The organism is Leptolyngbya sp. FACHB-60 (assembly GCF_014695775.1).
Lineage (GTDB): Bacteria > Cyanobacteriota > Cyanobacteriia > Phormidesmidales > Phormidesmidaceae > Nodosilinea.
On record NZ_JACJOX010000045.1, the window covers coordinates 12,746 to 38,600 of the forward strand.

Annotated in this window: 23 protein-coding genes and 1 riboswitch; of the genes, 8 read left to right on the forward strand and 15 right to left on the reverse strand. The window is 55.7% G+C overall.

What is annotated here, in order from left to right:
- The first annotated feature begins 75 nt into the window (after nucleotides 1-75).
- The gene (locus H6F57_RS16650; RefSeq protein WP_190624836.1) at nucleotides 76-1,464 is read left to right on the forward strand and encodes a Na+/H+ antiporter NhaC family protein; all 1,389 of its coding nucleotides are present in this window, start codon (nucleotides 76-78) and stop codon (nucleotides 1,462-1,464) included.
- 245 nt (nucleotides 1,465-1,709) lie between these two features.
- Here the strand turns inward: H6F57_RS16650 and H6F57_RS16655 are convergent, their stop codons facing one another.
- Together H6F57_RS16655 and H6F57_RS16660 are read right to left on the reverse strand one after the other, a co-directional pair.
- A complete protein-coding gene (locus H6F57_RS16655; protein WP_190624837.1) occupies nucleotides 1,710-5,282 on the reverse strand; it encodes a DUF4347 domain-containing protein in 3,573 nt (1,190 codons plus the stop codon).
- Nucleotides 5,283-6,284: 1,002 nt separating this feature from the next.
- Entirely contained in the window at nucleotides 6,285-6,800 is a 516-nt protein-coding gene (locus tag H6F57_RS16660) for a GNAT family N-acetyltransferase (protein ID WP_190624838.1), read from the reverse strand.
- A 229-nt stretch (nucleotides 6,801-7,029) separates the two neighbouring features.
- On the opposite strand from H6F57_RS16660, the gene H6F57_RS16665 reads away from it, so the two are divergent.
- The 4 genes from H6F57_RS16665 (at nucleotide 7,030) to H6F57_RS16680 (ending at nucleotide 11,133) form a co-directional block, all read left to right on the forward strand.
- The gene (locus H6F57_RS16665; protein WP_190624839.1) at nucleotides 7,030-7,899 is read left to right on the forward strand and encodes a class I SAM-dependent methyltransferase; all 870 of its coding nucleotides are present in this window, start codon (nucleotides 7,030-7,032) and stop codon (nucleotides 7,897-7,899) included.
- A gap of 26 nt (nucleotides 7,900-7,925) precedes the next feature.
- Nucleotides 7,926-8,459, forward strand: coding sequence for a GNAT family N-acetyltransferase (locus H6F57_RS16670; RefSeq protein ID WP_190624840.1), 534 nt, complete (start codon nucleotides 7,926-7,928; stop codon nucleotides 8,457-8,459).
- A 162-nt stretch (nucleotides 8,460-8,621) separates the two neighbouring features.
- Nucleotides 8,622-10,517 carry a GTPase gene (locus tag H6F57_RS16675; protein ID WP_190624841.1) on the forward strand — a complete coding sequence of 632 codons (1,896 nt, stop codon included), beginning with the start codon at nucleotides 8,622-8,624 and terminating at the stop codon, nucleotides 10,515-10,517.
- Between the two features lie 97 nt (nucleotides 10,518-10,614).
- Entirely contained in the window at nucleotides 10,615-11,133 is a 519-nt protein-coding gene (locus H6F57_RS16680) for an NAD(P)H-dependent oxidoreductase (protein ID WP_190624842.1), read from the forward strand.
- Between the two features lie 96 nt (nucleotides 11,134-11,229).
- Here H6F57_RS16680 and H6F57_RS16685 read toward each other — a convergent pair whose 3' ends face one another.
- The 4 genes from H6F57_RS16685 to H6F57_RS16700 form a co-directional block, all read right to left on the reverse strand.
- The gene (locus H6F57_RS16685) at nucleotides 11,230-13,788 is read right to left on the reverse strand and encodes a ligase-associated DNA damage response DEXH box helicase (protein ID WP_190624843.1); all 2,559 of its coding nucleotides are present in this window, start codon (nucleotides 13,786-13,788) and stop codon (nucleotides 11,230-11,232) included.
- 127 nt (nucleotides 13,789-13,915) lie between these two features.
- Complete coding sequence (locus H6F57_RS16690; RefSeq protein WP_190624844.1) at nucleotides 13,916-14,128, reverse strand: hypothetical protein; 213 nt, start codon at nucleotides 14,126-14,128, stop codon at nucleotides 13,916-13,918.
- A gap of 137 nt (nucleotides 14,129-14,265) precedes the next feature.
- Nucleotides 14,266-15,147 carry an S-methyl-5'-thioadenosine phosphorylase gene (locus tag H6F57_RS16695; RefSeq protein ID WP_190624845.1) on the reverse strand — a complete coding sequence of 294 codons (882 nt, stop codon included), beginning with the start codon at nucleotides 15,145-15,147 and terminating at the stop codon, nucleotides 14,266-14,268.
- Nucleotides 15,148-15,152: 5 nt separating this feature from the next.
- Nucleotides 15,153-16,022, reverse strand: a complete 870-nt coding sequence (locus H6F57_RS16700) for a Tab2/Atab2 family RNA-binding protein (protein ID WP_190624846.1) — start codon at nucleotides 16,020-16,022, stop codon at nucleotides 15,153-15,155.
- A 310-nt stretch (nucleotides 16,023-16,332) separates the two neighbouring features.
- Between H6F57_RS16700 and H6F57_RS16705 the strand changes: the two genes are divergently transcribed.
- Nucleotides 16,333-17,625: a D-Ala-D-Ala carboxypeptidase family metallohydrolase gene (locus H6F57_RS16705; RefSeq protein ID WP_313933546.1), complete on the forward strand. Its 1,293-nt coding sequence runs from the start codon at nucleotides 16,333-16,335 to the stop codon at nucleotides 17,623-17,625.
- 160 nt (nucleotides 17,626-17,785) lie between these two features.
- Here the strand turns inward: H6F57_RS16705 and H6F57_RS16710 are convergent, their stop codons facing one another.
- On the reverse strand, nucleotides 17,786-18,157 hold the full coding sequence (locus tag H6F57_RS16710) for a hypothetical protein (protein ID WP_190624848.1): 372 nt from the start codon (nucleotides 18,155-18,157) through the stop codon (nucleotides 17,786-17,788).
- 132 nt (nucleotides 18,158-18,289) lie between these two features.
- Between H6F57_RS16710 and H6F57_RS16715 the strand changes: the two genes are divergently transcribed.
- Nucleotides 18,290-18,541, forward strand: a complete 252-nt coding sequence (locus H6F57_RS16715) for a hypothetical protein (RefSeq protein ID WP_190624849.1) — start codon at nucleotides 18,290-18,292, stop codon at nucleotides 18,539-18,541.
- 8 nt (nucleotides 18,542-18,549) lie between these two features.
- Here the strand turns inward: H6F57_RS16715 and H6F57_RS16720 are convergent, their stop codons facing one another.
- The 8 genes from H6F57_RS16720 to H6F57_RS16755 all read right to left on the reverse strand — a co-directional run bounded on the left by H6F57_RS16720 (nucleotide 18,550) and on the right by H6F57_RS16755 (nucleotide 24,268).
- Nucleotides 18,550-19,941, reverse strand: coding sequence for a 16S rRNA (cytosine(967)-C(5))-methyltransferase (locus H6F57_RS16720; RefSeq protein ID WP_313933547.1), 1,392 nt, complete (start codon nucleotides 19,939-19,941; stop codon nucleotides 18,550-18,552).
- Nucleotides 19,942-19,954: 13 nt separating this feature from the next.
- Nucleotides 19,955-20,143, reverse strand: a complete 189-nt coding sequence (locus H6F57_RS16725) for a hypothetical protein (RefSeq protein WP_190624851.1) — start codon at nucleotides 20,141-20,143, stop codon at nucleotides 19,955-19,957.
- 17 nt (nucleotides 20,144-20,160) lie between these two features.
- On the reverse strand, nucleotides 20,161-20,250 hold the full coding sequence (petN, locus tag H6F57_RS28065) for a cytochrome b6-f complex subunit PetN (protein ID WP_073610575.1): 90 nt from the start codon (nucleotides 20,248-20,250) through the stop codon (nucleotides 20,161-20,163).
- Between the two features lie 125 nt (nucleotides 20,251-20,375).
- On the reverse strand, nucleotides 20,376-21,413 hold the full coding sequence (locus tag H6F57_RS16735) for an agmatinase family protein (RefSeq protein WP_190624852.1): 1,038 nt from the start codon (nucleotides 21,411-21,413) through the stop codon (nucleotides 20,376-20,378).
- A 51-nt stretch (nucleotides 21,414-21,464) separates the two neighbouring features.
- Nucleotides 21,465-21,803, reverse strand: a complete 339-nt coding sequence (locus H6F57_RS16740) for a DUF86 domain-containing protein (protein ID WP_190624853.1) — start codon at nucleotides 21,801-21,803, stop codon at nucleotides 21,465-21,467.
- Nucleotides 21,775-22,110: a nucleotidyltransferase domain-containing protein gene (locus H6F57_RS16745; RefSeq protein WP_190624854.1), complete on the reverse strand. Its 336-nt coding sequence runs from the start codon at nucleotides 22,108-22,110 to the stop codon at nucleotides 21,775-21,777. The genes H6F57_RS16740 and H6F57_RS16745 overlap by 29 nt, the downstream gene beginning before the upstream one ends.
- A 95-nt stretch (nucleotides 22,111-22,205) precedes the next feature.
- Nucleotides 22,206-23,489 carry a polyamine aminopropyltransferase gene (gene speE / locus H6F57_RS16750; RefSeq protein WP_190624855.1) on the reverse strand — a complete coding sequence of 428 codons (1,284 nt, stop codon included), beginning with the start codon at nucleotides 23,487-23,489 and terminating at the stop codon, nucleotides 22,206-22,208.
- 227 nt (nucleotides 23,490-23,716) lie between these two features.
- Nucleotides 23,717-24,268, reverse strand: coding sequence for a peroxiredoxin (locus tag H6F57_RS16755; protein ID WP_190624856.1), 552 nt, complete (start codon nucleotides 24,266-24,268; stop codon nucleotides 23,717-23,719).
- Between the two features lie 167 nt (nucleotides 24,269-24,435).
- Between H6F57_RS16755 and H6F57_RS16760 the strand changes: the two genes are divergently transcribed.
- Nucleotides 24,436-25,401, forward strand: coding sequence for an aldo/keto reductase (locus tag H6F57_RS16760; protein ID WP_190624857.1), 966 nt, complete (start codon nucleotides 24,436-24,438; stop codon nucleotides 25,399-25,401).
- A 269-nt stretch (nucleotides 25,402-25,670) separates the two neighbouring features.
- Nucleotides 25,671-25,830, forward strand: a riboswitch (cyclic di-AMP (ydaO/yuaA leader).
- Nucleotides 25,831-25,855 lie beyond the last annotated feature (25 nt).

Below are 25,855 nucleotides of genomic sequence, written 5' to 3' on the forward strand. Positions count from 1 at the left end.
ATAGACGGAGAGTTTTGCTGAGGCGATCGCCCTCAGCTAGGCTAAATGCAGGCTGCTTTTGCTAGATCACCCGCTATGGATATTGGGTTGGCCTTTGGGCTGTCGTTTATGGCGCTGCTGGTAGGTGCGGTGCAAGGCATATTTATCGCCTATCCGCTGCTGCTGGCCATGGCCTTATTTGTGGGAGTGTTGCGCCGGCGAGGCTTTGCGCTGCGGGCGCTGGCAACCATGGGGTGGAGGGGCAGCCAAAAGGCCCTGCCCGTAATTGGGGTGCTGCTAATTATTGGGGCCGTCACCGCTAGCTGGATGGCGGCGGGCACCGTGCCGACGCTGGTGTACTACGGCCTTCAGGTGGTGACGCCCCACAGCTTTGTGCTGGTGGCCTTTGGTTTGTCCAGCGCCGTGTCGCTGCTGCTGGGTACCTCCTTTGGCACTGTGGGCACCGTTGGGGTGGCGCTGATGATTATGGTGGCCGAGGGTGACAGCGGGTTTGCTCGCCACCTGGTTGCCGGGGCAATTATTGCGGGAGCCTATGTGGGCGATCGCGCCTCACCCATGTCCTCTAGCGCGCTGCTAATTGCCGCCATCACCCGCACCGATTTATACGACAACATTCGCCGCATGTGGCGCACCTCGCTGCTGCCTTTGGGACTGGCGATCGCAATCTACGCTGGCTTTGCCGGGTTCGCTCCAGTGCCGCTGGTCGAGTCGAGCCTGGTGGCCGACTTGGCGGCTGAGTTTCGCCTAGGTCCAGTGGCACTGCTGCCAGCGGCAGTAATGGTCGTGCTGTCGCTGCGGCGGGTGCCGGTGCAGCGGGCCATGGCGGCCAGCACCGCCACGGCGATCGCCCTAGCGACGGCTTATCAGCACTACAGCATCTGGCAGGTGCTGCAATATCTGCTCACCGGGTTTCACTTGGAGGCTGACTCGCCGCTCAACGCCATTGTGCTGGGCGGCGGCGTAGCGGCGATGCTGCAGGTGTCGCTGCTGGTGGTGATCTCCACAGCCTTTGTGGGCATTTTTGCCGAAACGCGGCTGCTGCACCGGCTGGAGCGATCGCTAGAAAACGTTAAAACACCGAGCGATCGCCTTTTTGCCACTACCCTGGTGGGCACCCTCTCGGCCGCTTTTGGCTGTACCCAGACCATCGCCATTTTGCTGACCCAGCAGCTGCTCGGCCCCACCTACCAGCGTACTCACGCCTCGCCCCCAGCGCTGGCCCTCGACTTAGAAAATACCGTCGTGGTCATCTCCCCACTGATTCCCTGGAACATTGCCGGGCTGGTGCCCGCCACCATTCTCGGGGTGAATGCGGGCTTTATCCCTTTTGCCTGCTATCTCTACCTGCTACCGCTGGTAAGTCTGGTCTGGCTGAGGGGGCGATCGTCACCGAGTAAGATCCTAGACTTGCCCCTAAGCAAACAACCCGTTGCTGAGCTTGATCGCTTCAAGGGGGATCTTTAGCCTGCTACCCCTTACCCTTGCCTATCAAAAGCTGTCTTGCACCCATTAGGTCAGTATCCGCATGAGTTTGCTCGAGCTGGAAGCAACTCGGTTATAGGAGTGAAGAGTCTGCACAGTAGTTTCAATACTTTAGAAAAGCTGAAAATCCATAGCCTTGGTGAAAGCTATGGGTTCAAAATTGACTGGGTCTGAGGACTAACGCCGGAGTGGCTGACCACTCCGACACAGCAACCTACTGCTTTCAGCTACACGACAGGGTTCCAGCTAACGTCCGTAGTGGGCAGTGTAGTAACGGTCTCTATTAGATTTGTGCCATCCATCAACCACAGAGCATTTTCCCCAGTTCCTGGGTTGTGCCACAGCAGGTCTAAGTTGCCATCCTGGTTAAAGTCAGCGGCTCCCTTAGCCTTCCAACTGGCATCAGCGGTGGTGGTTAGGTAACCTTCAACGAAGGTAGTGCCATCCATTTCCCAGAATGCGTTGGCACCGGTAATGCGGTTTTCCCAAAAAATGTCTGTCTTGCCATCGTTGGTAAAGTCGCCTACAGCCCCTACTTCCCAATCGAGACCTGCGTTGAGAGTAATAAACTCTCCAGAGACAAAGTCAGTGCCATCCATAAGCCAAACGGCAAGCTCACCGGTGTTGGAGTTGCGCCAGAGGATATCGTCTTTGCCATTGCTGTTGAAGTCGCTAGATTCAACCACCTTCCAGCCAGCGGCAGCATCATTAGGGAGAAGAGCGCCAGACGTAAGGTTGACCCCATCCATGAGCCAAACAGCAGCTTGATTAGTGGCTTTGTTTTGCCAGACTAGGTCAGGTTTGCCGTCGCCATTGAGGTCACCCAAAGCTTTGATGTCCCAGTTGACGTCTGTTACAGCCGGTGATAGAAAATCACCTCCAGCAAAGTTGACGTTGTCCATCAGCCAAAATACTGCTGATTGCCCAACGTTCTGATGCCGCCAGAAGATGTCGACAGAACCATCACCGTTAAAGTCAGAGGTAGCATTAAACTGCTCGACGCGAGCATCGTTGGTGGGTGTGAGCACACTCGTCAACAACTCTGAAGTGCCCTGTCCATCCACATAGCTCACCGCCACTTGCAACAGTTGGTTTACCTGGGCATTGCGGGGGCTAAAGGTGACGCCAGTTGCGCCGTCAATGTTGTTCCAGGTGATGCCATCGGTAGATTGCTTCCACTGATAGCTCAGAGTGCCTAAGCCATCAGCATCAGCCAGGGTAGAGGTATTTGCGGTTAGAATTTGACCCTGGGCAATGATGCCGTCGATGGTGACCCCGCCCGTGGGTGCGTCGTTAACATTGGTGACTTTTGTTGCCGTGGCATTGCTAAAGACCGATTCAGCGGTACCGCCGCCGTCGGTGTAGCTGACCTGCGATCGCACAAACTGGCCAACCTGCGCTTGGGTAGGGGTCAAGGTACTGGTGTCCGCAGGCCTAGCAATGGTTGTCCAGGTGATGCCATCGGTAGATTGCTGCCACTGGTAAGTCAAGGTACCTAGGCCATCGGCATCAGCCAGGGTAGAGGTATTTGCGGTCAGGACTTGGCCTTGGGCGATGGTGCCGTCGATGGTGACGCCGCCCGTGGGTGAGTCATTAACATTAGTCACTGCCGAGGTCGGTGCACTGGTAACAGCTTCTGGTGTTCCAAAGACATCTGTATAAGAGGCTTGCACCGTCAAGACTTTGCTCACGTCGGCTTGGGTAAGTTGGTAGGTCGGACCCGCCACCCCCGTATTAAAGCCATTAGCAAACCAAGTGTATGTGATGGAACCTAGGCCATCAGGGTCGCTCAGGTTGTTGGAAGCGGTGAGGGTAAAACCTTGCTCAGCCGTACCGCTAATGGTAACGGTGCCCGTGGGTGGAAAGTTGTGAATATGAGCAACATCGACATTGCTAGTGTAGTTATTAGAGATGGAACCATCAGACAGGACAATTGAGATAGAGCGATTGCCATCCGTAGGTTCACCCGCAGTGCCATTGGTGTAGGTAATGTTGTGAATTAACGCTTCAATCGCCTCTGGAGTAGCCGCCGCCGTTGTGAAATTAATTAGTAGAGCTTTGCCGTTACCATTTTCAGTTGCATCAATTGTTCCGATCAACTGACCTTCATAGAGGACATTGGAGCCAGAGACGCTGATCTGACCATTGCCAGTGCCCTGATTGTTAACCTGAACCAGTTCTCCAACATCAACAAAGGCAGGATTGATCCGCAGGAAGCCACCATTTAGATCACTACCGCCAGCGTAGCTAACTGTAGCATTGCCACCCGCATCAATTGCAACGGGATCTCTACCCCAAGTGACGATATCGCCGCCAATCCCTGCAATTGCAGGAGCACTAAGATCAGCGACTACGAAGTTGTAAGTTTTATAAGAATCTGCGAACCCAGCTTGGGAAACACGGAACGTGACTGGGTAAACGCCTGCCCCGACAGTGCCAGCGTTATATGAAAAGGCTGGGGACGTGCCCGTCAATGCTCCATTCGAATTGCTTAAGGCCTGAGCAGTGACCCCACCATCAAAACTGAAGTTAATGATCTCTTTCGCGCCAAGGTTGACCGTTGTTTGAGATTCAGTAACATCACCATTAACGTCAACAAGTGCAGCCCGAAGGTTGGCCAAGTTCAAGACAAAATCTACATGAGATTTGGACTTGACATTGCCGCTACTATCTAAATCTTCAACCACCAGGCCAGCGCTATAGAGCCCTTGAGCCAAGCTGCCAGATCCTGTCCAGGTAAGTAACCCAGTCGATGAATCGATACTAAAGCCAGACGGATTGACCCCTCCCCCCAACTCTGTAGAGTTGGCTAATCGATACCTAACATCGTCGCCATCAGGATCGACTACTGAAAGTGCATAAGTCCAGTTGGGCAGAAGACTACCACTGGCATCTAATTTAGGCACATCCGCAATGATCGGAAAATCAATTTGTGGAGCACGGTTCCCATCTGCCAAGAAAAATGTTGACTGGATATTCCAGCTTCCATTAGAATTATTGAGCAAATTGCTAATACGAACACCGCCCGAATAGTTGCCGGTGTAGGCCGTATTTGGATCGAAGTTGTTAGCTTGAATGAGCGTTGTTTGGAATGAGTATGTACCGGTGTTTGTCGTCGCAATATTTACGATGCTGTTAGATACCAGAGTCTGAGTGATCCCGGTTAAATTCCCTAGAGAAGAAATCGGGTTAACAGAGTTTTGAGCCCAGGCTGTTTTGACTGTGATGAGAGCATCATCATTAATGCCGTCACCATCAGTATCATTAGGAATCCAAGCAATTTGCCCACCTCGAAAGTGGGCTAGTTCTCCAGCCCAAGTGGTTAAGACAGTAGTGCTAAAGGGCGGTAGCGCAGTGATGTTAGTAGGGCTAACTTCGAGAGACCAATAGCCTTGGCCAACCACCTGACGGGAAGCGGCGAGATTGGCGCCGGTTAGATCTTGGAGTTTACGAACAAACTCTTCTCCTGCATCTCCAGCAGCGACGTTGCAGCCGTAAAGCAGCAGGGTAGGGTTTGAAATTTGGGGAGAGAACCACGACTGTAGCGCTTGAGCGTGGTTCTCTAGATTAGTCAGATTGAGTTCAGTGTTGCCCAGGTATAAAATACCAGGAGCACCGTGGGAGACAATATGCACAGTGCTGACAGGGTAAGCCTCAAGGTAGTTGGTGATTTGGGCAATACCATCCACATCGGCAGCCAACACCTTGACAGCAACCCCAGGCAATGCGCCATTTACAAGGTGCTGAACGTCGCTAACATTGGCGTCAATAAAAACAACGGACTGGGCATTCTGAAACATTAGTGTACTCCTAGTGGAATGAGCGAGACCTGAGTTTCGCTGGTGTTTAAAAAACGATCAACGTGCTGAGAAATTAACAACCGATGAAGCTGAAAGACAAAACTGAAGTCTCAAAAAATGATAGACAAGCAGAGCTTTGCGAAAAAACAATATGTTTTCCCAAAGAGCATCAAACGGCTATAGATGAATCAGTTGGTAGGCTTTGCCTTGATTGCAATACATCAAGTCCGCTAGTAAATTGAGGGGATGAAGCCGCTCTACTGTAGACTTAGGTTCTTCAGAATACTACCAAAGCAACTTAAGGAACGATGAAGTTTTGTCTTTTGAGTAATCAAGCTTAAAGTCTGCAGATTAGGAAAGCTAAAGCATAAAGTATGCTAGCAAACTCAAATGAAAAAACGAACAAAGATGAGCGGGGATTAAGACATAATATAGATCGGTTCCGACAGGTACATCAGATAACAATAGGGAACATGGCGTTTAGAGATATTCGCCACCGAACTACATCCCTCTCAGTGAATATGCCCAGTTTCCTCTTTAAAGAAACAAGCACCCGCTAGATTCACAATCCGCAACTCAAGCACCGCCAGTAACTGCTCTTTGCACTCCTGTAGCATCTCCGGCCCTAGTGCTTCACCAACCTGGTGTTGATGGTGCAACAGGGATAAGAGGCTAGGAACACCCTCAAACCTCTAATGCCAACCAAGTAACACCGCTAACCTAATCGCTACAGAACGAACCGACCTCAACCCATTAGCGCGCCAAGGCACCCCGTCAGCTCGCAAACTGAAGCGAGCAAAAATCTTATTAATTGCTATGTAGGTGCTGCCTCAACTCGGCATTCATGAAGAAATCGACATCGCTAATATGGCCATCGACCTGACCCGCACAGCTAGAAATTCCTCTACGAAAATACATTAAGCTTTAGTAGAGAGAGAATTAAATATTCGCTAACTCGATTTTGTGATGTAAAGATGGATTGAGCGATCGCAAAAAGTAGATTTAGTTTTCTTCTGCCTTTTGCTGAGATAATTCTTTCTTCATTAGTACTGCTTCGACTTGGTAGCCCAGGTTACTGTAGAGTGCCTGGGCCGCCGGGTTATCGCTAAACACCTGGAGGCTAATTTGCCCGTGCCCCTGCTGCTGCGCCCACTGATGGGCCACCGCAAGTAAAGCCGTGGCGATGCCGCGCCGCCGATGATCGGGGGCGACGTAGAGCATCAGCACGTAGGGATGCAGAACGCCGCTGCGCTGATCGGTCGCTTGCCCTAGCCAGATCGCCCCCACAGATGACGCAGTTGCCCCCGCGGGAGAATCGATATCTACCCACCAGAGGGGTGTATCTCGACCGAGGTAGCGATCGACCGTGGCGGCAATGTGGCCCGTAGGCTGCTGGGGGTCAAGCTCGCCATAGGTGCGCTCCATAAACTTGACTACAGTGGCGCGATCGCGGGTGGAACCAGCGCGTAGTCTATAGCCCGGTAACGTAAACGGGACCGCTTTTCCCTCGAGACTCATTGTGTTTACCCCATTCTTGACATTGGCCTATCTATTGTGGGCGGTACAGTTACACACTCCATAGGGCGGTTGATAGATAGTGCGTGCTGTCGCTGCTCTAGGGCTTGGCGATAATTGCTCTCTAAGCTAATTTGCCTGGGTTGAATAATTGGCGATCGCGCCTTTTTTCCTGGCCAGAGAGAAACGAACTTGCTAGGCTGATGGGAGTTTGCGCGGCGTTGGTATTTCTATGGCACCTGAGTCTAAAACCCTGTTTGAGCAGTTCCTAGTGCCGATCCTTTCGCACTTAGTCGATCGCGATGCGCTGCTGCGGCTGCGCGATAGCATTGACTGGGAAGTTGGGGTGACTGAGTTTACCAATCCCCAGGTGGTGTATCCCAACTACTACAAAACCAGCAACTTCCACGGCATTAAAAACGGCTACTTGAATGTCGATGCTGCCCTCACCTACGATGCCATTACCCAATACGTGCTGCCCCCCGGCGAAAACTGGGTGCGTGAGAGCCTGGTCAAAGCCATTGGGGGCCAGCCTCGGCGGATTTTAGACCTGGGCTGCGGCACGGGTACGACCACGCTGATGTTGAAGCGCCACTTCCCCAACGCTGAGGTAGTTGGCCTCGACCTATCGCCCCAGATGCTGGTAATGGCCGATTACAAGGCCCACGCCGCCACAGTCGATGTGACCTTTCGCCACGGCAACGCCATGGCTACGGGGCTACCCGCTGCGTCGTTTGATGTGGTGTGCGCCGCACTGCTGTTCCACGAAACGCCCCCAGCGGTGGCTAAAACCATTCTCTCGGAGGCGTATCGGCTGTTGACGCCCGGCGGGCAAATGCTGGTGCTCGACGGCAACCAGCGCACCCTGCGGGCCAGCGACTGGCTCAGCACCATTTTTGAGGAACCCTTCATTCGCGATTATGGCCAGGGCAATGTGGATGCCTGGCTGGGTTATGCGGGGTTTGAGAAGGTGCGCACCGAGGATGTGTTTTGGCTCAACCAACTGAGCCGCGGCCGCAAGCCATTGCCCGTGGCGGAGCGAATAGGGCAGCCCGAGGGCGATCGCCAGTCCGCTGACCTGCCGTTGGCTCAGCCCGCCTAGCGCATTGAGCTATGACCTAGTAGGCCATGTCCCAGATCCTACACACCGATCATCTGATGCTGCGGCCCAGCACCGTGGCCGACCTCGATGCGGTGCATATGCTGTGGACTGACCCAGACATACGGCGGTTTCTTTTTGACGATCGCCCCATTTCGCGGCGGGAGGCCAGCGACTTTTTGGCGGTCAGCAATGAGAGCTTTGCCCAACAGGGCTACGGGCTGTGGCTGTTTTTTGAGCGACCGGGGGAGGCGATTGCCCCTTCAAGCCAATCCTCGACTATTGCCGGATTCTCTGGGCTAATCGCCGTGCCTGATCAGCCGCCCAGTCTGGTCTTTGGCACTCGACCTCAGCTTTGGGGTCGAGGCTACGCCAAGGAGGCAACCGCCGCAGTCTTGCGCTATGTCTTCGATGAGCTGGGTGTAGCTCAGGTGGTAGCCGATGTCGATGAGCCCAACACCGCATCAATTTATGTGCTGGAGAGCTTGGGAATGGTGCGCACAGGGCAAGTCACGGTGAATGACCGCCCATTGCTCTACTACGCTTTACAAGCTTCCGCATAAGCTCTAGAAGTTGGCCTGAGTAAGCTCTTAGCCGCCGCTGCACTAAATTACTTGGAAATACAGGCGCGAACCCTTACCCTCTGGCTAACGTTTAGTGATTTGTGACCTGGGTTTAGCGCACCCTGCTTACACTAAAGACGTTGGTTACGTGAGGACAGGGCCATGGTGCGACTTCAACCCTGGCAGTGGGCGGTGCTGGCGCTGCCCGTGGTGGCGATCGCTGGATTCATTCTGACCGCAGCAGGTGCACAAATTCACGCCTGGGGGCTGAACTGGATCTGGGGCGTAATCGTTCTCATGCTGGTGCTGTGGCGAGGGCTGCTAGCCCGCTGGACCAAGCCTGTCTTTAAGCAGATGGAAGCAGCTCTGGAGCAGGTTCAGCAAGAGCTAGATGAAGTGACCGAAGCAGAAGCCCCCGTCAGCATTCCTAACGTCGGCTCCGCCGCTGCGGCACTGGAAGACATTCTCGTTGCTGCCCAGCAGGACCCCCCCCTGTGGGAAGACTGGAACCCCTTTTGGGAGCGCTGCCGCGAGGTGGTGACGGCGGTGGCCCAGGCCCACCATCCCGGCGTGAAATATCCGTTGCTCAACATCTATCTACCCGATGCCTACGGCCTGCTGCGGGGTACTGTGGACGACGTCGATCGCTGGATTGATACCCTAACCCCAGTGCTGGGCCAGGTGACCGTGGGCCAGGCGGTGCAGGGCTACGAGGTCTACCGCCAGGTCGAACCCTCGGCTCGCAAGCTTTGGCAGGCGTGGAACTGGGCGCAGTGGTTGATTAACCCCGCTGCTGCCGCCGCCCGCACCCTCAGCGAACCCACCAACGCCCTGGCCAACCAGCAGCTTTTGGGCAATTTGAATGCGTTGCTGCGAGAGGCCACTCTACGCAACCTGTACCGCCAGTCGGTAGCGCTCTACAGCGGCGAACTGCCGACTCTGCCCAGCCCCAAAAAGCCGCTGCCCACGGCCCAAACTCAGACCCTGCGAGAGATTCTCGACCAGGCCGAGCCAGTGGATGCGGTGGCCGAAAAACCCGTCAGCATTCTGCTGGTGGGGCGCACTGGGGCAGGCAAGAGCAGTGTGATCAACACGCTGTTTGATAGCGATCGCGCCGAGGTTGATGTGCTGCCCAGCACCGACACCATTAGCACCTACCGCTGGCAGGGCGACGCCGGCGAAACCCTCACCCTGTGGGATTCTCCTGGCTACGAGCAGGTCGATCGCACCGACTACCGCGACCAGCTGCTCGACTGTGCCCGCGAGGCTGACCTGCTACTGCTAATCACCCCCGCCCTCGACCCGGCCCTGCAAATGGATGCCGATCTATTACAGGACATGCGCGAGGAGGTGCCCGATCTGCCCGCCATTACCGCCCTCACCCAGGTCGATCGACTGCGGCCCCTGAGGGAGTGGCAGCCCCCCTACGACTGGCAGTGGGGCGGTCGTCCCAAGGAAATCTCCATCCGTGAGGCCACCCGCTACCGGCAAGAGCAGCTGGGGGAACTGTGCGATCGCATTTTGCCCCTAGTCACCCGCAACGCCGAGCGCCCTGGGTGGAATGTTGATGCCCTGTCCACTGCATTAGTCGAGCTGATTGACCCCGCCAAAGAACTGCGGCTGGCGCGATTCTTGCGCGATCGTGAGACCAAAATCACAGCCGCTGCTCGCCTGATCAATCGCTACCGCTTGCAGATGAGCACGACTCAGGGGCTCACCGCCTTTCTCAAAAGCCCGGTGCTGAAATTTCTCGCCACTCTCACTACCGGCTCCCCGGCCCTGGCCTACCTGCTGGCCGAGCAGATTCCGGTCGAGCAGCTGCCCGTGGTGCTGGGCAAGCTTCAGCTCGCCTACGACCTATTCAAAGTAATTGGCCCCGACCAGGTGCAGCTCGATTTGCTCACCCTATGGCCGCTGCTACTCGACCACAACGACCAGCCCGATCGCGCCGCCTGGGCCTTTGGCCACGCCATGGTCGAATACTGGAGCCAGGGGCTGGCGATCGCCGACACCCGCCAGCGGGTTGAACACTACCTAGGGCAATACGATAGCCGGTAAAATTCCATTCATCCTTCTGCTGATGGGCTTGAAACGCGCCAGTTGTTTCTAGCATCGGTGAAGTTATTGGTTCTGCTCCCATCACCTTTTGAGAACAATGCTGATCTTATCTGCCACCAACGGTAAAAATCTGGATCTGGCTCAGGCCTTTGCCGCCGAAGCCGCTAGCAGCGGGGCAGCCGCCGAGGTCATTAGCCTACCTGAGTTGCAGCTGCCGCTTTACGACTCGCTGGCGGATAACGGTGCTGGCGACGGCCTGCTCAAGCTGGCAGAAGCGTTGAGACACCACAAAAGTTTAATCATCTGCGCGCCCGAGTACAACGGCTCCATTCCCCCGGTGCTGAGCAATGCGATCGCCTGGCTGTCGGTCAGCACTGACGACTTTCGCGCATTGTTCAACGGTCGACCTGTGGCCTTGGCTACCCACAGCGGCGGCAGTGGGCAAAAGGTCATGCTGGCCATTCGACAGCAGCTCTCGCACCTGGGCTGCACAGTGCTGGGCCGCGAGGTACAGAGCAACTCACAAAAGGCGGCTAATCCTGAGGCGATCGCCGCCCTCGTTAGCCAGCTCGTCGCCCTCGAATCCGCCTATGAAGGTGTCCCCGCCCAAGCCTAGGCGCATTTAGCAAGCGTGGCGGGCGGCAAAAGAACGAGGAATTATGCACAGACAGTGAGTGATAGGTTCTTCTACTTTTATTCTTTTGCTAACCCCTCACTTCCTATCCCACTGCTCTTTCATGCGCTGAATGCGCTCGAGCAGCGTCTCGTTTGACATACGAGAATTCAGCCGCTCCACCAGCAGCGGGAAAGCTAGGGGTGAGGGGCGCTGAGTGTCTTTCCACACCACCGATCGCCGATCGAGTCGACTGAGAGTTTTCGCCAATCGGTGAGTCTCAAGCTGGTCTTGCAGCACCTCCCGCTCGGCCTGCTTTAGCAGTAGATTGTCTGGCTCGTATTTAGTGAAGACCTCGTACAGCAACGATGTGCTCACTTGAAGCTGGCTCGACGTTTTGCGCGACCCCGGATAGCCTTTAAACACCAGCCCCGCCACCTGAGCCACGCCGCGAAACTTGCGCTGGGTTAGCTCTGAGATGTTGAGGCTGGCGCGAATGTCGTCCTCCAAATTTTCCAGACTAAAGAAGTCGCTAGAGAATAGATCTTGGTAGGGGTATCCCTGGGGGCCAAGGATCTCAAAGCCGTAGTCATTGATCGAAATGGTAAAGGTGGCCGTCTTTTGCTTGGCGAATCGATAGCCCCAGAGAAACCCTAGCCCTTCGTGGACGAAGCGGCCCTCAAAGGGGAACACGTAGAGGTGCTGTCCCTCGCGAGTTTTGCAGCTTTCTACTAATAATTCATCGGCGCTGGGCAATGTTGAGAGGCGCTGCTGAGCTTCGAGAATGGGGGTAATGGTGAGAATTTCGTCGTTGGCGATCGCTTGAGAATCCCTCGTGCTGCCCTCAAAAAGGGGAATGGCAGACGGAGTCTCTGCGGCGAGGGATTGAGAGGATCTAGTCTCGCTAGCGGAGGCTGCTACCGGCTTGAGAGTTGCGTTGGCGGAGGCGCTGAGGAGCACTCGCACCCGCTCTATCTCAAGGCGCAAATGGTGGCTGAGTGTATCCGAAATCGCCAGCTGTCCGCCGCTCCAGGTGGGTGTCACCGTAGATTTTTTGCGGGTGCCTTTAACGTAGAGCACCATATCCTTCATTTGAAAATACTCTAGCTGTCGCCCGGCAAAAAAGAACACATCCCCCTGCTTTAGCCGCGACACAAAAGATTCTTCTACGGTACCAATTTCTTTGCGGTTGGTGTAGACAATCTTGACCGGCGTGTTAGAGGTGATGGTGCCAATGCCCATGCGGTGAATGCGGGCCAGTTTCGCATCGTCAACTTTGAAAAGCCCATCTTCTCGCACCACTTTTTTGTAGCGGGGATAAGCTCCCAAGCACTGACCACCGTTTTCAATAAAATCCAAAATCCATTGATATTCTTCGTCGGTGAGGTCGGCGTAGGCAACAGTTTGGCGCAAATTCTCTAGGGTCTTTTGCGGCTCAAAGCCATCACCACAGGCTAGGGTAACCAGATGCTGCACCAGCACATCGTAGGGCTTGTACTGAGGGCGACGGGTTTCCATATCGCCCAGTTCTAACCCCCGGCGAAAGGCAGAGATTTCGAGCAGTTCCAACGCATTGGTGGGCAAGAAAAACACCTCCGAGGTGCCTTCGGGCACGTGGGCACTGCGTCCCGCCCGCTGTAGCAACCGCGCCAGATTTTTGGCGCTGCCAATCTGCACTACTCGCTCCACCGGCTGAAAATCGACGCCCAGATCCAGTGATGAGGTACACACCACCCACTTGATATCGCCAGATTTCACCCCGGCCTCGATCGCCTCCCGCTCTTTGACATCGATCGAGCCGTGGTGCAGAGCAATGCGATCGGCCTCCTCTGGCAGGGCAAAGTTTAGCGCCTGGTACCAGCGCTCGGCCTGGTTGCGAGTGTTGGTAAAAATCAGCGTCGATTTCTCAATATCCAGGGCCTCCACCAGGGTTTCAAACATGCGCAGGCCCAGGTGCCCCGCCCAGGGAAATGTATCCACTGACTCAGGGCGAATGCTCTTGATTACCGTGTTGCGCTTTAGATTCGAGCGAATGATCACCGGCTCTGTGCTCAGGCCCACAGCGGTTTGAGCTGCTTCCTCTAAATTTCCTAAGGTAGCCGAGATCGCCCAGGTTCGTAGGGTGGGTTGGAGCGATCGCAAACATCCCAAGCACAGCTCCGCCTGGGTGCCCCGCTTCGAACTCATCAGCTCGTGCCACTCATCCAGCACCACCGCCTGCAAATTTCTAAACCGCTTAGCCCCGTCTTTGTACGACAGCATCACCGCCAGCGACTCTGGCGTGGTGATGAGGATATTGGGCATGTTCTTCAGCTGCTTGGTCTTGCGCGCAGAGCTAGTATCCCCCGTGCGCGACTCGACGGTGATGCCCCAGCCCATTGCCTCGATCGGGGCTTTGATCGCCTGCTCAATATCTCGCGACAGGGCGCGTAGGGGGGTGATGTAGAGCAGCTGCAATCCTTCGGGTGGGGTGGCAATCATTTCGGCGATCGCCCCCATCACCGCCGCATAGGTTTTGCCCGACCCAGTAGGCACCTGCACCAGTCCGCTACGTCCCGCTAGGTAGGCTGCCCAGGTTTCAGCTTGAAAAGTGAGGGGCTTCCAGCCCCGAGTAGTAAAGTATTGTGCGATCGCGCCAAGGCGAGGGTCAACCGTCAAAGCAGGCTCCTAGCATCGGGGGCAGCCTACAGATTGTAAGTTGTCTGCTTGTCAGGTGCCAGCTACTGGCTCAAGACTGAGCCGCTCGCTGACGCAACCGGTAGCAGACCTGCTTTTGCCGCGATCGCTAGCTTCCAGAGCGAGTAGCCGTGATGATTTGATCATCTACAACATTGCGATCGCCTGTGCCGCTGCCTCCCTGGGTAATTTCATCAATGTTTTCTACTGGGGGTTCTACCGCTGCATCTTCAGAGCGGGTGGGTTCGCTGGTTGACTGCATCTCGTTCAATGTGTCATCAGCCAACGGTTGACGAGCCTTATTAGGATCAAGAGGTTTCATGACGCTATCCAGCCCAAAGTTTGCCCGACTATTGCTTTCAGAGTTGTTTTTGGAAGCCATTTTGTATGCCCTACAGACTTCCTCAATTGTTCTAACTTTGTCTTGGTTAATTATCGGCCTGAGGATTGATTAATTGACTACTGAGGCAGATACTTTTTCAGCAGCAGGCTAAGTTTGTCGAGCGTTGCGGCAGGGGCCTTATCGAGCGGGGTGATGATGGCATACTTCAGCGCCGAGTGGGCCTCAGACTCGAGCGGGTTGGCGGCAATGCGGTTCACCACTTCGCGAATCACCCGCTGGGCGTTGACGGCGTTTTTTTGCAGATTGCCGATTACCATCTCGACGGTGACGCTGTCGTGGTCAGGGTGCCAACAGTCGTAGTCGGTAACCAGGGCCAGGGTGGCGTAGGCGATCTCGGCCTCGCGGGCCAGCTTGGCCTCGGGCAGGTTGGTCATGCCGATGATGGTTGCCCCCCAACTGCGGTACAGCTCTGACTCGGCTTTCGTAGAAAAGGCCGGCCCTTCCATACAGACGTAGGTGCCGCCTCGGTGCAGATCAACATCGGGTAGCTCTAGGCTTTCGACCGCGTCGGCGAGCACCTTTGCCAGGGCATTGCAAACTGGGTTGCCAAAGGTGATGTGGCCCACTAGCCCCTCGCCAAAGAAGGTGTTGACTCGGTTGCGGGTGCGATCGATAAACTGGTCGGGCACTACCATATCTAGTGGCTTGGCGGCTTCTTTGAGCGAACCGACGGCGGAGGCAGAAATCAAATATTCCACCCCAAGGGATTTCATCGCGTAGATGTTGGCGCGAAAGGGTAACTCGGTGGGCATCAAGGTGTGGCCACGCCCGTGGCGAGCCAAAAACGCCACGCGGGTGCCATCCAGCGTGCCCAAGATAATGGCGTCGGAGGGGCTGCCAAAGGGAGTGTCAACGCGAACTTCTTCGATGTCGGTGAGGGCTTCCATCTGGTAGAGGCCGCTGCCGCCGATGATGCCAATCTGTGCCTGTGCCGCCATGGTTGTTAATGTCTAGTGCTGGACTGCATTATCATACCTGGCTGCTGCAAGAGCCAGAGGCCAGTGCTGGTCATGCCTGAGTCATCTGGGCGCACCAGCAGAAAGTGGAGGCCCTGGCTCTCGCGTTTGCGCTGCTCGAAGCGCTGGCCTGCGGTGGCCACATCGGGGTCGCTGAAGGTGGTGAAGACCCAGCGATCGCACAGTCCCGCCTCTAAAATCAATCCGTCTGGTTCCCCCCGCACATAGCTCAGCCAGGCGGGGTTGTTGGCCTGAATCCACTGGGCCAAGGCCATCGCCTGCCGCCCAGCATCCACTACCACCCCAGGAATGGGTGTGGTGCTGGCCAGGCCCAATCGGGAGGGCATCAAGCTCGATGGCAGGTGACGCAGGGGAATGGGTTCGTAGGGTAGGGTTTGCTCAAAGTCGTAGGCAGATAGCGCCGTGAAGCCCCAGGAATCGCCCCAAAGATTTTCCGGTAGCGGCACAGGGGGCGGCGACTCGATGTGCAGCGGGTTGTAGGGGATAGGGACGGCGTTGGGTTGGGTGGGATACCACTTGGCTCGCTGCTGGAGCCACTGATGCAGGGTAGGGGTATGGCGAGTCGGTTCGACCGCAATCCCCAGCGACTCACAGCTAACGGTTAGCAGCGATAGCGCCTGGGGACGAAACACCTGAATCTTTTCGGGGGTGGTGACGGCTTTTCCTAACGCGATGCCTATCTGATCGGTTACCCAGGCTTTATTCACCGCCGACTGGGGAGTCATGGCCCCATAGCTAAAGGCAAAATCATCGCTGCACAGCAGAATTTCCCAGAGGGGTTCACCGCTGGGGTTGGTTAGGGGTGGACGGTGGAGATCGGCTTGCCAGACAGTCATGGTGTGTATCTGGCCGCTACGGGCTCAGCGCAGGGGCATACATTCTAAGGGGGGGCGCTGGCAGCAGGCTTGAAGCAGCCAGTGACAGCTTTCTCAGCATAGGGGAGAAGGCTATCTTTACATTACCTAAATCAGTTGGCTGGAGGTTGGTGCATAGCTGAACTGGCAAGGATGCCGCGCTCACCTTGGAACTGGAAGCGATCAGGCTCAGTCTGAAGAAACCATTGGCCCGCGCCCCTCCCTGGGCAGATGTCTCGGGGTTGAAAAGTGGTGCTATATGATAGGCCGTGGCGAGAGTGGAGAATGCAGGGTGAACCAAGTTTTACGCGTTAACCGGGCTACGGTGCTGGTACTGAGGCCAGAGCCGCCGGGGCAGTTGGCTGCCAACGAGCAGGTGGCGATCGCCGCTGGCAGCGTCTATCCGCTGCAATCGTATGCCTACGCCGACATTAACGGCGGGTTTAACGGCCACATTAAAGTGGCCTTTCGCGACAGCGCCCCCGGTGGGTTTAATACCTGGTTTGTGCCCAGTCGCGATACCCAGGTAGAGTCTGATGGCGTTGTGGTCTACCCCCACGAAGACCAAGAGGGCATGCCCGTTCTGTGGATTAACACTGGCACCCTGCTCAAGCGTCGCCCCCTCGACTCGGGGCTGCTCAACCCCAACGAAACCGTAGCTGTGTCTCGGGGCCAATCCTATAACCTGCACTCCTACGCCTTTGCCGACAGCCAGGGCAACTTTAACAACCACATTAAAATTGCTATCCGCAACCCCGAAGACTTTGTCAATGGGCTGAGCACCTGGTTTGTGTATACTCCCCACGCCTTTATCACCCTCGATAATGATGTGGTGTTTCCGCGCCCAGACCCCAATGCCTTTGTGCTGCGGGTGACCCAAAACACCCTATTCAAACGTCGCCCGGTCGACAGTGGCCAACTGGCCTCAAACGAGCAGGTCGCGGCCTCTCCGGGCACAACGATCGTGCTCAGCAGTTACGCCTTTGCCAATGCTCAAGGGTCATTTAATGGCCATATTCGCTTTGCCATCAAATATGTCAAAGACGATATCAACGGGCTCAATACTTGGTATGTGTTCCAGGCCCATGCGCGGGTCGAGCGGGCCGGAGTGGTCGTATATCCGACTCCGACTGCACCGCCATCGCCACCGCCTCAGTACGTGGGCCGTCCCTTTCGCCTGCCGGGCAACACGTCTACGTTCTACACCGACCAGCCGATCATTCCTGGCGGTAGCTTTACCTGGGGCGAAGCCACGCGGGAGGCCACGCGCATTCCTGAAACCCAGGCGATCGTTGACAACATTATTGGTCTAGCTCGGGCACTTCAGGGCGCGCGCGATCGCCTCGACCGCTCCTTTCAAATTACCTCTTGGTATCGGCCACCCGCAGTGAATGCAGCGGTGGGAGGGGCTTCTCGGAGCCAGCATTTGTATGGCCGCGCCGCCGACATTCAGGTGCAGGGGCTCAGCGGTCGCCAGGTAGCCAACGCGCTGATGCTGAGCTGGCCTGGGGGCATGGGCATCTATGGCAATATCCCCAACATCATTCACCTCGATACTGGCCCCAAACGCACCTGGGGTTTTTAGAGCTAGTGCTTGACTAGGCTGATTGCGACGGCTCTAAAGCCCAGGATTCAGGGTTTAAGGTGTCCGGTTCTAAGGTAGGTCATGCGCCTTGTACCTTGCACCTGACACCTTGCCTCCCTACTAATCTGTCACCTTTGTCTTGGCGAACTACTCGTCAACGTTAGCTTGTGCCACCTCTGGGTTGTGATGAGGGTAGGTGTCGCTCAATGCTCCAATAGCTGATTAGCCGTGCTACTAGCAGCCAAGCATTAATCACCACCAGTAACGGTCTCAGCCCCAACCCCACAGACACCGTCAGTGGTTTAACGAGTAGATGCAATAGGAGAATCCCGAGCATTAAAAGGGCATTAAAGGCTAATAGCGATCGCCAGTAGTTCACCGGCCGACCCGGCTTGCGATACCAGGGCTGTTGGGCAGCGTAGGCGGCATAGCAGGACGTATGCAGGGGTTCAAGGGTGCGCCCTACTACGGCCAACGTCTGTCGTGAGTGAATCGACCGGCCACAGTGTTTGCAGAGAACGTGATGCGCCATACTGACCTCCCATGGGAGCCTTATCCGTAGTCCATATTGCCCGGAGCTGTGGCTGGAATGGATAGGCATCTGCAACGGATTGCGATCGCTGGTTATGATAAAAGCGATTAAATTGAATTTTGCTAGATTGCCATGCCTCAGTCCAAACATACCCAGGCTCATCTGTCGCGTACGGTGCCCAAGGATCAGTCTGAGTTTTTCAAAAAGCGCACCCGCGACTCGATGGAATACTACATGGGGGCCAAGCTGCTGGAAGTAGGGATAAACCCCAAAAATACCGTCTACCGCTGGAAATCGGAGATTAAAGGTAGCCAGGAAGAGATTACTATCAGCGCCTACTGGGGCGACTCGCGCGAAAAGCTGGAGGCTGAAGAAAACGCCTAAGGCTACAGCTAGGGGGCCGATCGCTTCATCAGCTTCACCATAAAGAAGCCGTCCATGTTGTGACGCTGGGGCCAAAGCCGCACCCAGCCCTGGGGAGCCACCTCTAGCCCCTGGCCAAATTCCGTGGCAGGAGGCTGAATACACCAGTCGGGATGAGCATGACAGAAAGCGTCAATCACCGCTTCATTTTCGGCGGGGTGCAGGGTGCAGGTGGCATAGACTAGGGTGCCACCGGGTTTGACGCAGCGGGCGGCTTCGGCCAGCAGGGCACTTTGCAGTTCAGCAAGGGTGGCAATGCTGTCTGGATTCTGCCGCCAGCGGGCATCGGCGTGGCGGTGTAGGGTGCCCAGCCCTGAGCAGGGAGCATCGACCAAGACCCGGTCGGCCTGGCCATGAAACTGAGCTAAGTCAGTGCTATCGCCCGCGTGGATGTGCAGGTTGGTGAGGCCCAGCCGAGTGGCGTTGGCGGTAATTTTTTTGAGGCGGGAGGGGGCGCGATCGCAGGCCCACACCTTGCCACCTTCCCCCACTATCTCTGCTATCTGCGTGGCCTTGCCCCCCGGTGCCGCACAGACATCTAGCACCGTCTCTCCGGGCTGCGGATCGAGCAGCAGCCCCACCAGCTGGGCACTGGCATCCTGCACGCTCCACCAGCCTGATTCGTAGCCAGGCAGGTTGGTGAGTGCCCCCTGGTGGTTTACCAGGCGCAGCCCCCAGGGAACCCCGGCGATCGGTTCGATCGCAATATCTGCGGCGGCAAAGGCAATCTTCAACGCTTCGACCGTGGCCTGCTGGCGGTTGACCCGCAGGTCGATAGAGGGCACCTGGTTGAACCACTGGCAGAGCCGGTCGGTTTCCTCAAGGCCGATTTGGTCGAGCCACAGAGCCACCAGCCAGTCGGGGTAGCTATGGCGTATTCCTAAGGCAGTCACGGGTTGATCAGGTAGCCGTAGAGGATCTGTGTCCTGTTCGGATTGACGGATGTACTGGCGCAGCAGGCCATTTACTACCCCAGAAAGCTTACCTAACCCGTTCGCCTTGGCCAAATCAACGCTGGTATTCACCGCCGCCGAGTCGGGCACGGCGGTTAAATAGCGCAATTGATAAAGCCCCAGGTGCAGCACGAGGCGCAGCACCGGAGGCTGTTTATCCGCAGGGCGAGTGCCCAGTTGATCGATGAGAGCGTCTAGGGTGCGCTGGCGGCGAACGGTGCCATAGACCAGCTCGGTGGCAAAGGCGCGTTCTGCGGAGCGTTCTCCTAGGGAATCGCTTTCGCCCAACTTAATCTGACTCAGCGTACGGTGCAGCGCTACATCGGCGTAGGCCCCAGCCTGCACCTGAAGCAGCACATTCAAGGCCAATTGCCGTGCCCCAGCAGGTGCAGCAGCCCGAGTAGTCACGATTTTAGCCAAGCTAAGATTTTGCGCGCCGCTTAGAGGTCTGCGAATCGCGCTTGGCGGTCTGCTGGTCATTCTTGCGGCGGCGGCGATCGCGCCAATCGGCGGCGGTTAAATAGGCCACGCCGCCGGTCACAACAACCATTAGCACCAGGGCAATGGTGGCCAAAATACTAAAGGCTTGGGCTTGTACAGTTGCTTCCATAGCTATAGACGTTGGGTTTAGAAACCGTTGCGACCCCAGATCACCATCGACAACGAAAAGGTAAAGACGACCAGTAGCGAAACCCAGCCGAATGACAAGATATCCATAGGTGTTTTCTTAAGACTCAAAACAACACAGCTATTTTTATCATAATGCCACGGTGTTTCCCCGCTTAAACGTCTTGCTGCTCTAATTGCTGCTTTAAGGGGCAAGATTTTTGGTGGAAACTCGCCTACAGACCCATCAGACAGCACAGCTTATAGACGGCCCGAGCGCCCACATTGCCGTCCCATTCGCCGTCGCCCACTTCACAGAGGTCAAAGCCAACAATCTGCCGCCCGCTGCGCACCACCTGGCGCAGCAGGCAAAATACCTCTTCCAGTTCTAGTCCGCCGGGGACGGGGGTGCCGGTGCTGGGGCAGAGCTTGGGGTCGAGGCCATCGGCATCGAAGCTGACGTAGACTTTCTCCGGCAGTGCCGCCACAATCGCCTCGCACTGCTGCATCCAGGGTATGCCCCGATAGGTATTTTCTTTCACCACCGAGTCGTAGTGGGTGATGACGCGCCCTCCTGACTGTTTGATCAGCGTCACTTCGTCGTGGCACAGGTCGCGAATGCCCACCTGCACTAGCCTGGAGATCTGGGGCAGCTCTAGCAAGTTGTACATGATTGACGCGTGGGAGTAGCGAAAGCCCTGATAGGCCCGGCGTAGATCGGCGTGGGCGTCGATGTGCAGCACGCCAAAGTCAGGGTGGCGCTCGGCCAGAGCTTGTAGATAGCCCAGCGGCACACTGTGGTCGCCGCCAATCACCCCCACTCGCTTGCCCTGATCGAGAGCGTCGCCGCTCTGAGCATAGAGCCAGCCGGACATCTGCTCACAGGCGTAGTTGACGTTGTCGAGGTCGGTTTGCAGCAAGGGTTGAGTGGCGATCGCCACGCCCTCCTCCGTTGCCTGAATGACACGATTCGCCGCTTCTCGCACCTGTTGACTGAGCTTGAGCAGATGCTGGGGAATCGGCGGCATATAGATTCCCTGACGCCAGCCTTCGGGATTGTCGCGATCGTATAGATCGAGCTGGGGAGAGGCTTCTAGCACCCGCTGGGGCCCCTGGGCAGTGCCCTGGTGGTACGACACCGTCACTTCCCAGGGCACGCCAAAGATGACGATGCCCGCTGTGTCGTAGTCACAGGGCAGGCCGTAAAGGTTGCCGTTGTCGAGGCCGACACCACTGGGGTCAAAGGTTTGCAGATTGGCGGTTGAGGTAGTCATGGCGAGTTGAATGTTGCTTGGTTTTCGGGCCTGTCTAACGTTTGGGTTAGCTCAATTTTCTGGAGGAATATGTAATGTCAGCTCTGCAATCAAAGGCGGGATTTCAGCTTGAACCACGTTCCAGACAACGCTGAGATCAATATCGTCATAACTATGTACCAGACGGTTTCGCATACCGTTTATTTCTGGCCAGGCGATGTTGGGTAATGCCTGCCGAGTAGAGTCTGAAACCCGCCTTGCAGCTTCAGCAATCACTAGTATGCGACGGATAACAGCGTCTTGAAGCTGAATATCTTTAGCAAACTCGGACTCAGAACATTGCTTTGTATAGGCGGTAATTAGCTCTGCCGATTGCAACATATCAAGCAGGAATTGAAGATCCCGTTGCATAGATTACCTGGGCAGAGGAAAAGATTTCGTGACGGCGCAGGTAGTTAAGACTGGTTTCAACGCCTTGACGAGTGATCAGATCCACCTCTCGGCAAAACAAAACCTTTAGTTCTTCTTCCATTTGGTCGAGGGTGCGAAAGGTTGGATGGGCTTCTGAATGAAACTGCACCATCACATCCACATCGCTGCTGCCATCGTGAAAGTCATCGCGCAGAGCAGAGCCAAACAGAGAAAATTCTATGACTTGCCAACGATCGCAAAAATCAGCAATTTGATCTATTGGTACTTCGATCTGAGCAACAGCCACGCTAGCTTGACCTAAGAACGGCAACCCACACTGCTCTGTAGAAAGGAGATAGGATATCAGCAAAGAATGCTTCTCCTATCTCCTAGTTTATTGCGTTAAGCCTTCAGCATGTTTTGCACAAAGGTGGGCAGCGCAAAGGCGGCCTGGTGCATGCCCACGTTGTAGTACTGCAAGCCATGCTCAGCGGCAAAGGCTTCAGAGCTCGCCGCATCCATGCCCTGGATCGGGTGGGTCGCGCCCTTGGTGGCGTAGTTAAAGCTCCACATGCCCGTCGGGTAGGTGGGAATAAACGCCAGATAGCAGTGCACGTTGTCGTCGCCAAAAATGCCCTTGAGACAGTGGTGAATGTCTACAAAGGCGTGCTGGTTAAATCGGGGCGACTCGCTTTGGGCCGTGATCGCCCCACCGGGCTTAAGAATACGATGCACTTGCTGATAAAACGCGGTGCTAAATAGCCCCTCCGAAGGCCCTACGGGGTCAGAGGAGTCGATCACAATCAGGTCGTAGCTGGCATCGAGGGCATTGGCCACAAAGGCGATGCCGTCCTCAATACGCAGATCGAGCTTGGGGTCTTCGAGCGCCCCCGAGAGAGAGGGCAAAAACTCCTTCGAGGCCCGCACTACAGCTTCGTCGATTTCGACCATAGTGACTTTCTCGACCTGGGGATGGCGCAAGATTTCGCGCACGCTGCCGCCGTCGCCACCGCCGATGACCAGCACATCTTTAAAGGCCGGATTCAGCAGCATCGGCACGTGGATGATCATCTCGTGGTAAGCATTTTCATCCTTTTCGCTGCACATCACCATGTTGTCGATGGTGAGCATTTTGCCGTAGGCAAAGGTGTCAAAAATCTCGACGGTTTGGTAAGGCGATTTCTCGCGAAAGACGCGATCGCCCTTATGGCGAATCGACAGGGCAATGTCGTCGTTTTTGTCGGTAAACCAGACGCTGCGGCTCTGTTTGGGGGTGATCAGCCGATTGGTGACTTCATCGCGCAGTTCGCCCAGGTCAACGTCGATGCGCTCCAGCAGCTCCAGTTGGCCCCGGTTCATCTCTAGGGCCGAGCCATAGTCAGCCTTAAAGGCAACCTTGAGCTTGTCAAACGAAATCCAGGGGTTAACGGTGTCACCGCAGGTAAACAGATCGACCGCCGCGTAGCGGTACTCAGGCCAGGTGTGAATGGCCAGGTGACTTTCTTGAATCACCACTACCCCCGACACCCCAAAGGGCGAAAAGTGGTGAAACACCGAGCTAATTACTGTGGCTCCGGCATCGGCGGCGGCCCCCACCATGCTGCTTTCAATCAGCGGTACGTCGTTGAGAATGTCTGACGAGCAGCCAAAGAACTCAACCAAAATATGTCGTCCGAGCGAATTCATGCGCCCTTTTCCCCCTTAGAGTTGGCCCAAATTAAAGATCGACTACTGTATCACTGTTTCAGAGTCTATATTCCCTAGGGCAGTGCAACGCGCTGCCTTAGGGATCTTGTAATGGTGTAGACCCCCAGGGGCATTTTTGCATGTAGGGCAGATCACACTGGGGCTAGGACAGTGGGCTAGGGGGCAACGGCGCGATGGTCAAAGATCGGCTCAAAGGGCGATCGCACCTAAGACTTAGCCTGCAACTCATCCAGCGCTGCCAACACCTCTTGGCTGTGAATCACGGGCTGCACCCCCAAAAAGCGAGCCTGCATCGTGCCGTCAGGGCCAATGATGTAGGTGTGCCGCATCGACATTGCCCCCAGCCACGAGCCGTAGGCTTTACTCACCGCCCCTTTTGGGTCAGATAGCAGCGGAAACTCTAACCCCTCCGAATCGCAGAATTCGGCGTGGGACTCGACACTGTCGGCGCTGATACCAACGATCTGAGCATTGCGGGCTTTGTACTCAGCAATGTCGCGCTCAAACCGTTGGGCCTCAATCGTACAGCCCGACGTAAAATCGCGCGGGTAAAAATACAGCACCACCCACTGATTGCGAAAATCAGCCAGAGCAATTTCTCCATCGCCAGCGTTAGTCGGCAGCTTGAACTCAGGGGCCAGTTCCCCAATCGGGATCTGGGTACCCCCCAGGGCCAGGGCTGGGGCTGGCGATATCATCCAGCCCAGCCAGGCGAGGCAAAGACCCAGAGCAGCCCGCAGCAAACGACGGCGATTCATAGAGAATTGATCCTGTGAAATAGGGGGCGTTAAGAAAAGGGGACGTAGGCGAAATCTGGCTTTAGACCATCCGATCGTTAGAGATTTCTGAAGACTTCTTTACCAAAGTTTACAATATTGCTGTCCTCTCCTAGGCCAGCCGCCGCTCTCTTCAAGGAACCTTTACGATGTCTCTAATTACTGACCTACAGACCATTTCCCTTGGTCCCGATGGCCCTACTGTACCGGCGTTGGGGGTGGGTACCTGGGCTTGGGGCGACTCCCTATTTTGGGATTACGGTAAAGCCTACAGCGATAGCGACCTGCACGCCGCCTTTGAGGCCTGTCTCGACGCCGGTCTGACGCTGTTCGACACCGCTGAGATCTACGGTTTTGGCCAGTCAGAACGGCTGCTGGGCCGGTTTATGCAGCAGCGTCCTCAGCAGGCGGTAATTGCTACCAAGTATTTCCCACTGCCTTGGCGATTTTCTCAGCAGTCGGTAGTTGACGCGCTGGCCGCTAGCCTCGATCGCCTCCAGGTAGCCTCGGTAGCGCTCTACCAGGTGCACCAGCCGCTGAGTTTCTTGCTCAGCCAAAAAGACCTCATGCAGGCCCTAGCGGTGGAGGTGAAGCAGGGCCGCATTGGTGCCATCGGGGTGAGCAACTACCCGGCCAGCCAAATGCGCGAGGCCCACGGCTATTTAGCTGAGCACGGCATTCCCCTCGCCGTTAACCAGGTGCCATATTCTCTACTCAACCGCAAAATCGAAACCAGTGGCGTGATAGAAACGGCGCGGGAACTGGGCGTCACCATTCTGGCCTACAGCCCCCTAGCCCAAGGATTGCTCACGGGCAAATACACTCCTGAGGCTGACCTCAAGCCCACTGGTGCCAGGCGAATCAGCCCTAGCTTTAGCCAAGCTAACCTAACCAAGCTCAAGCCGATTATTCAGGCGCTTAAAGAAATTGGAGAGCGGCATGAACGCACCCCCGCCCAAGTAGCGCTCAACTGGCTAGTGGCTCAGGGCAACGTGCTGCCCATCCCTGGTGCTAAAAATGCCCGTCAGGCCACCCAAAACGCTGGAGCCTTGGGCTGGCAACTGACAGTGAATGAACTCGACCGGCTGGACCAGTTGACCCAGGACTATCGCTAGAGCTGTGGGGGAGGATAGGCGGCATTGCTGCCTATCCTCTACCGCTTCAAAGCCAAAGAATCTTTCTAATGGAAGATGTTTAATTAGAAAAAAATTGTTTTTTCGGAATGTTTTGCGCCTTAACTTGCGCTTTATTTTAAGTCAATAAATTCACCCAAAAAATAAAAAATTATTGCTTTATTGCTGAGGTGTATCGCGAGATACAAATAGTCATATAACGTAAGGATGTCGTTGACGGTTTTCATTTTTTCCTTCTACAATTTAGAGGTCGAACAAGTCAGCCTAATCTAGTCGCCCCAACGGCTAGAGCGGGGGAACCAGTAAAGGGGCGTGTTTCCGAGTTCTCAAACCCCCATGAAGGGTAATCGGAAAAGGGTATCTCTCAGCCCTAGCCCGTCAGCTAACCTCGTCGGCATTGAGGGAGACTGAACTATCAGCATTTACGCTAACGCGT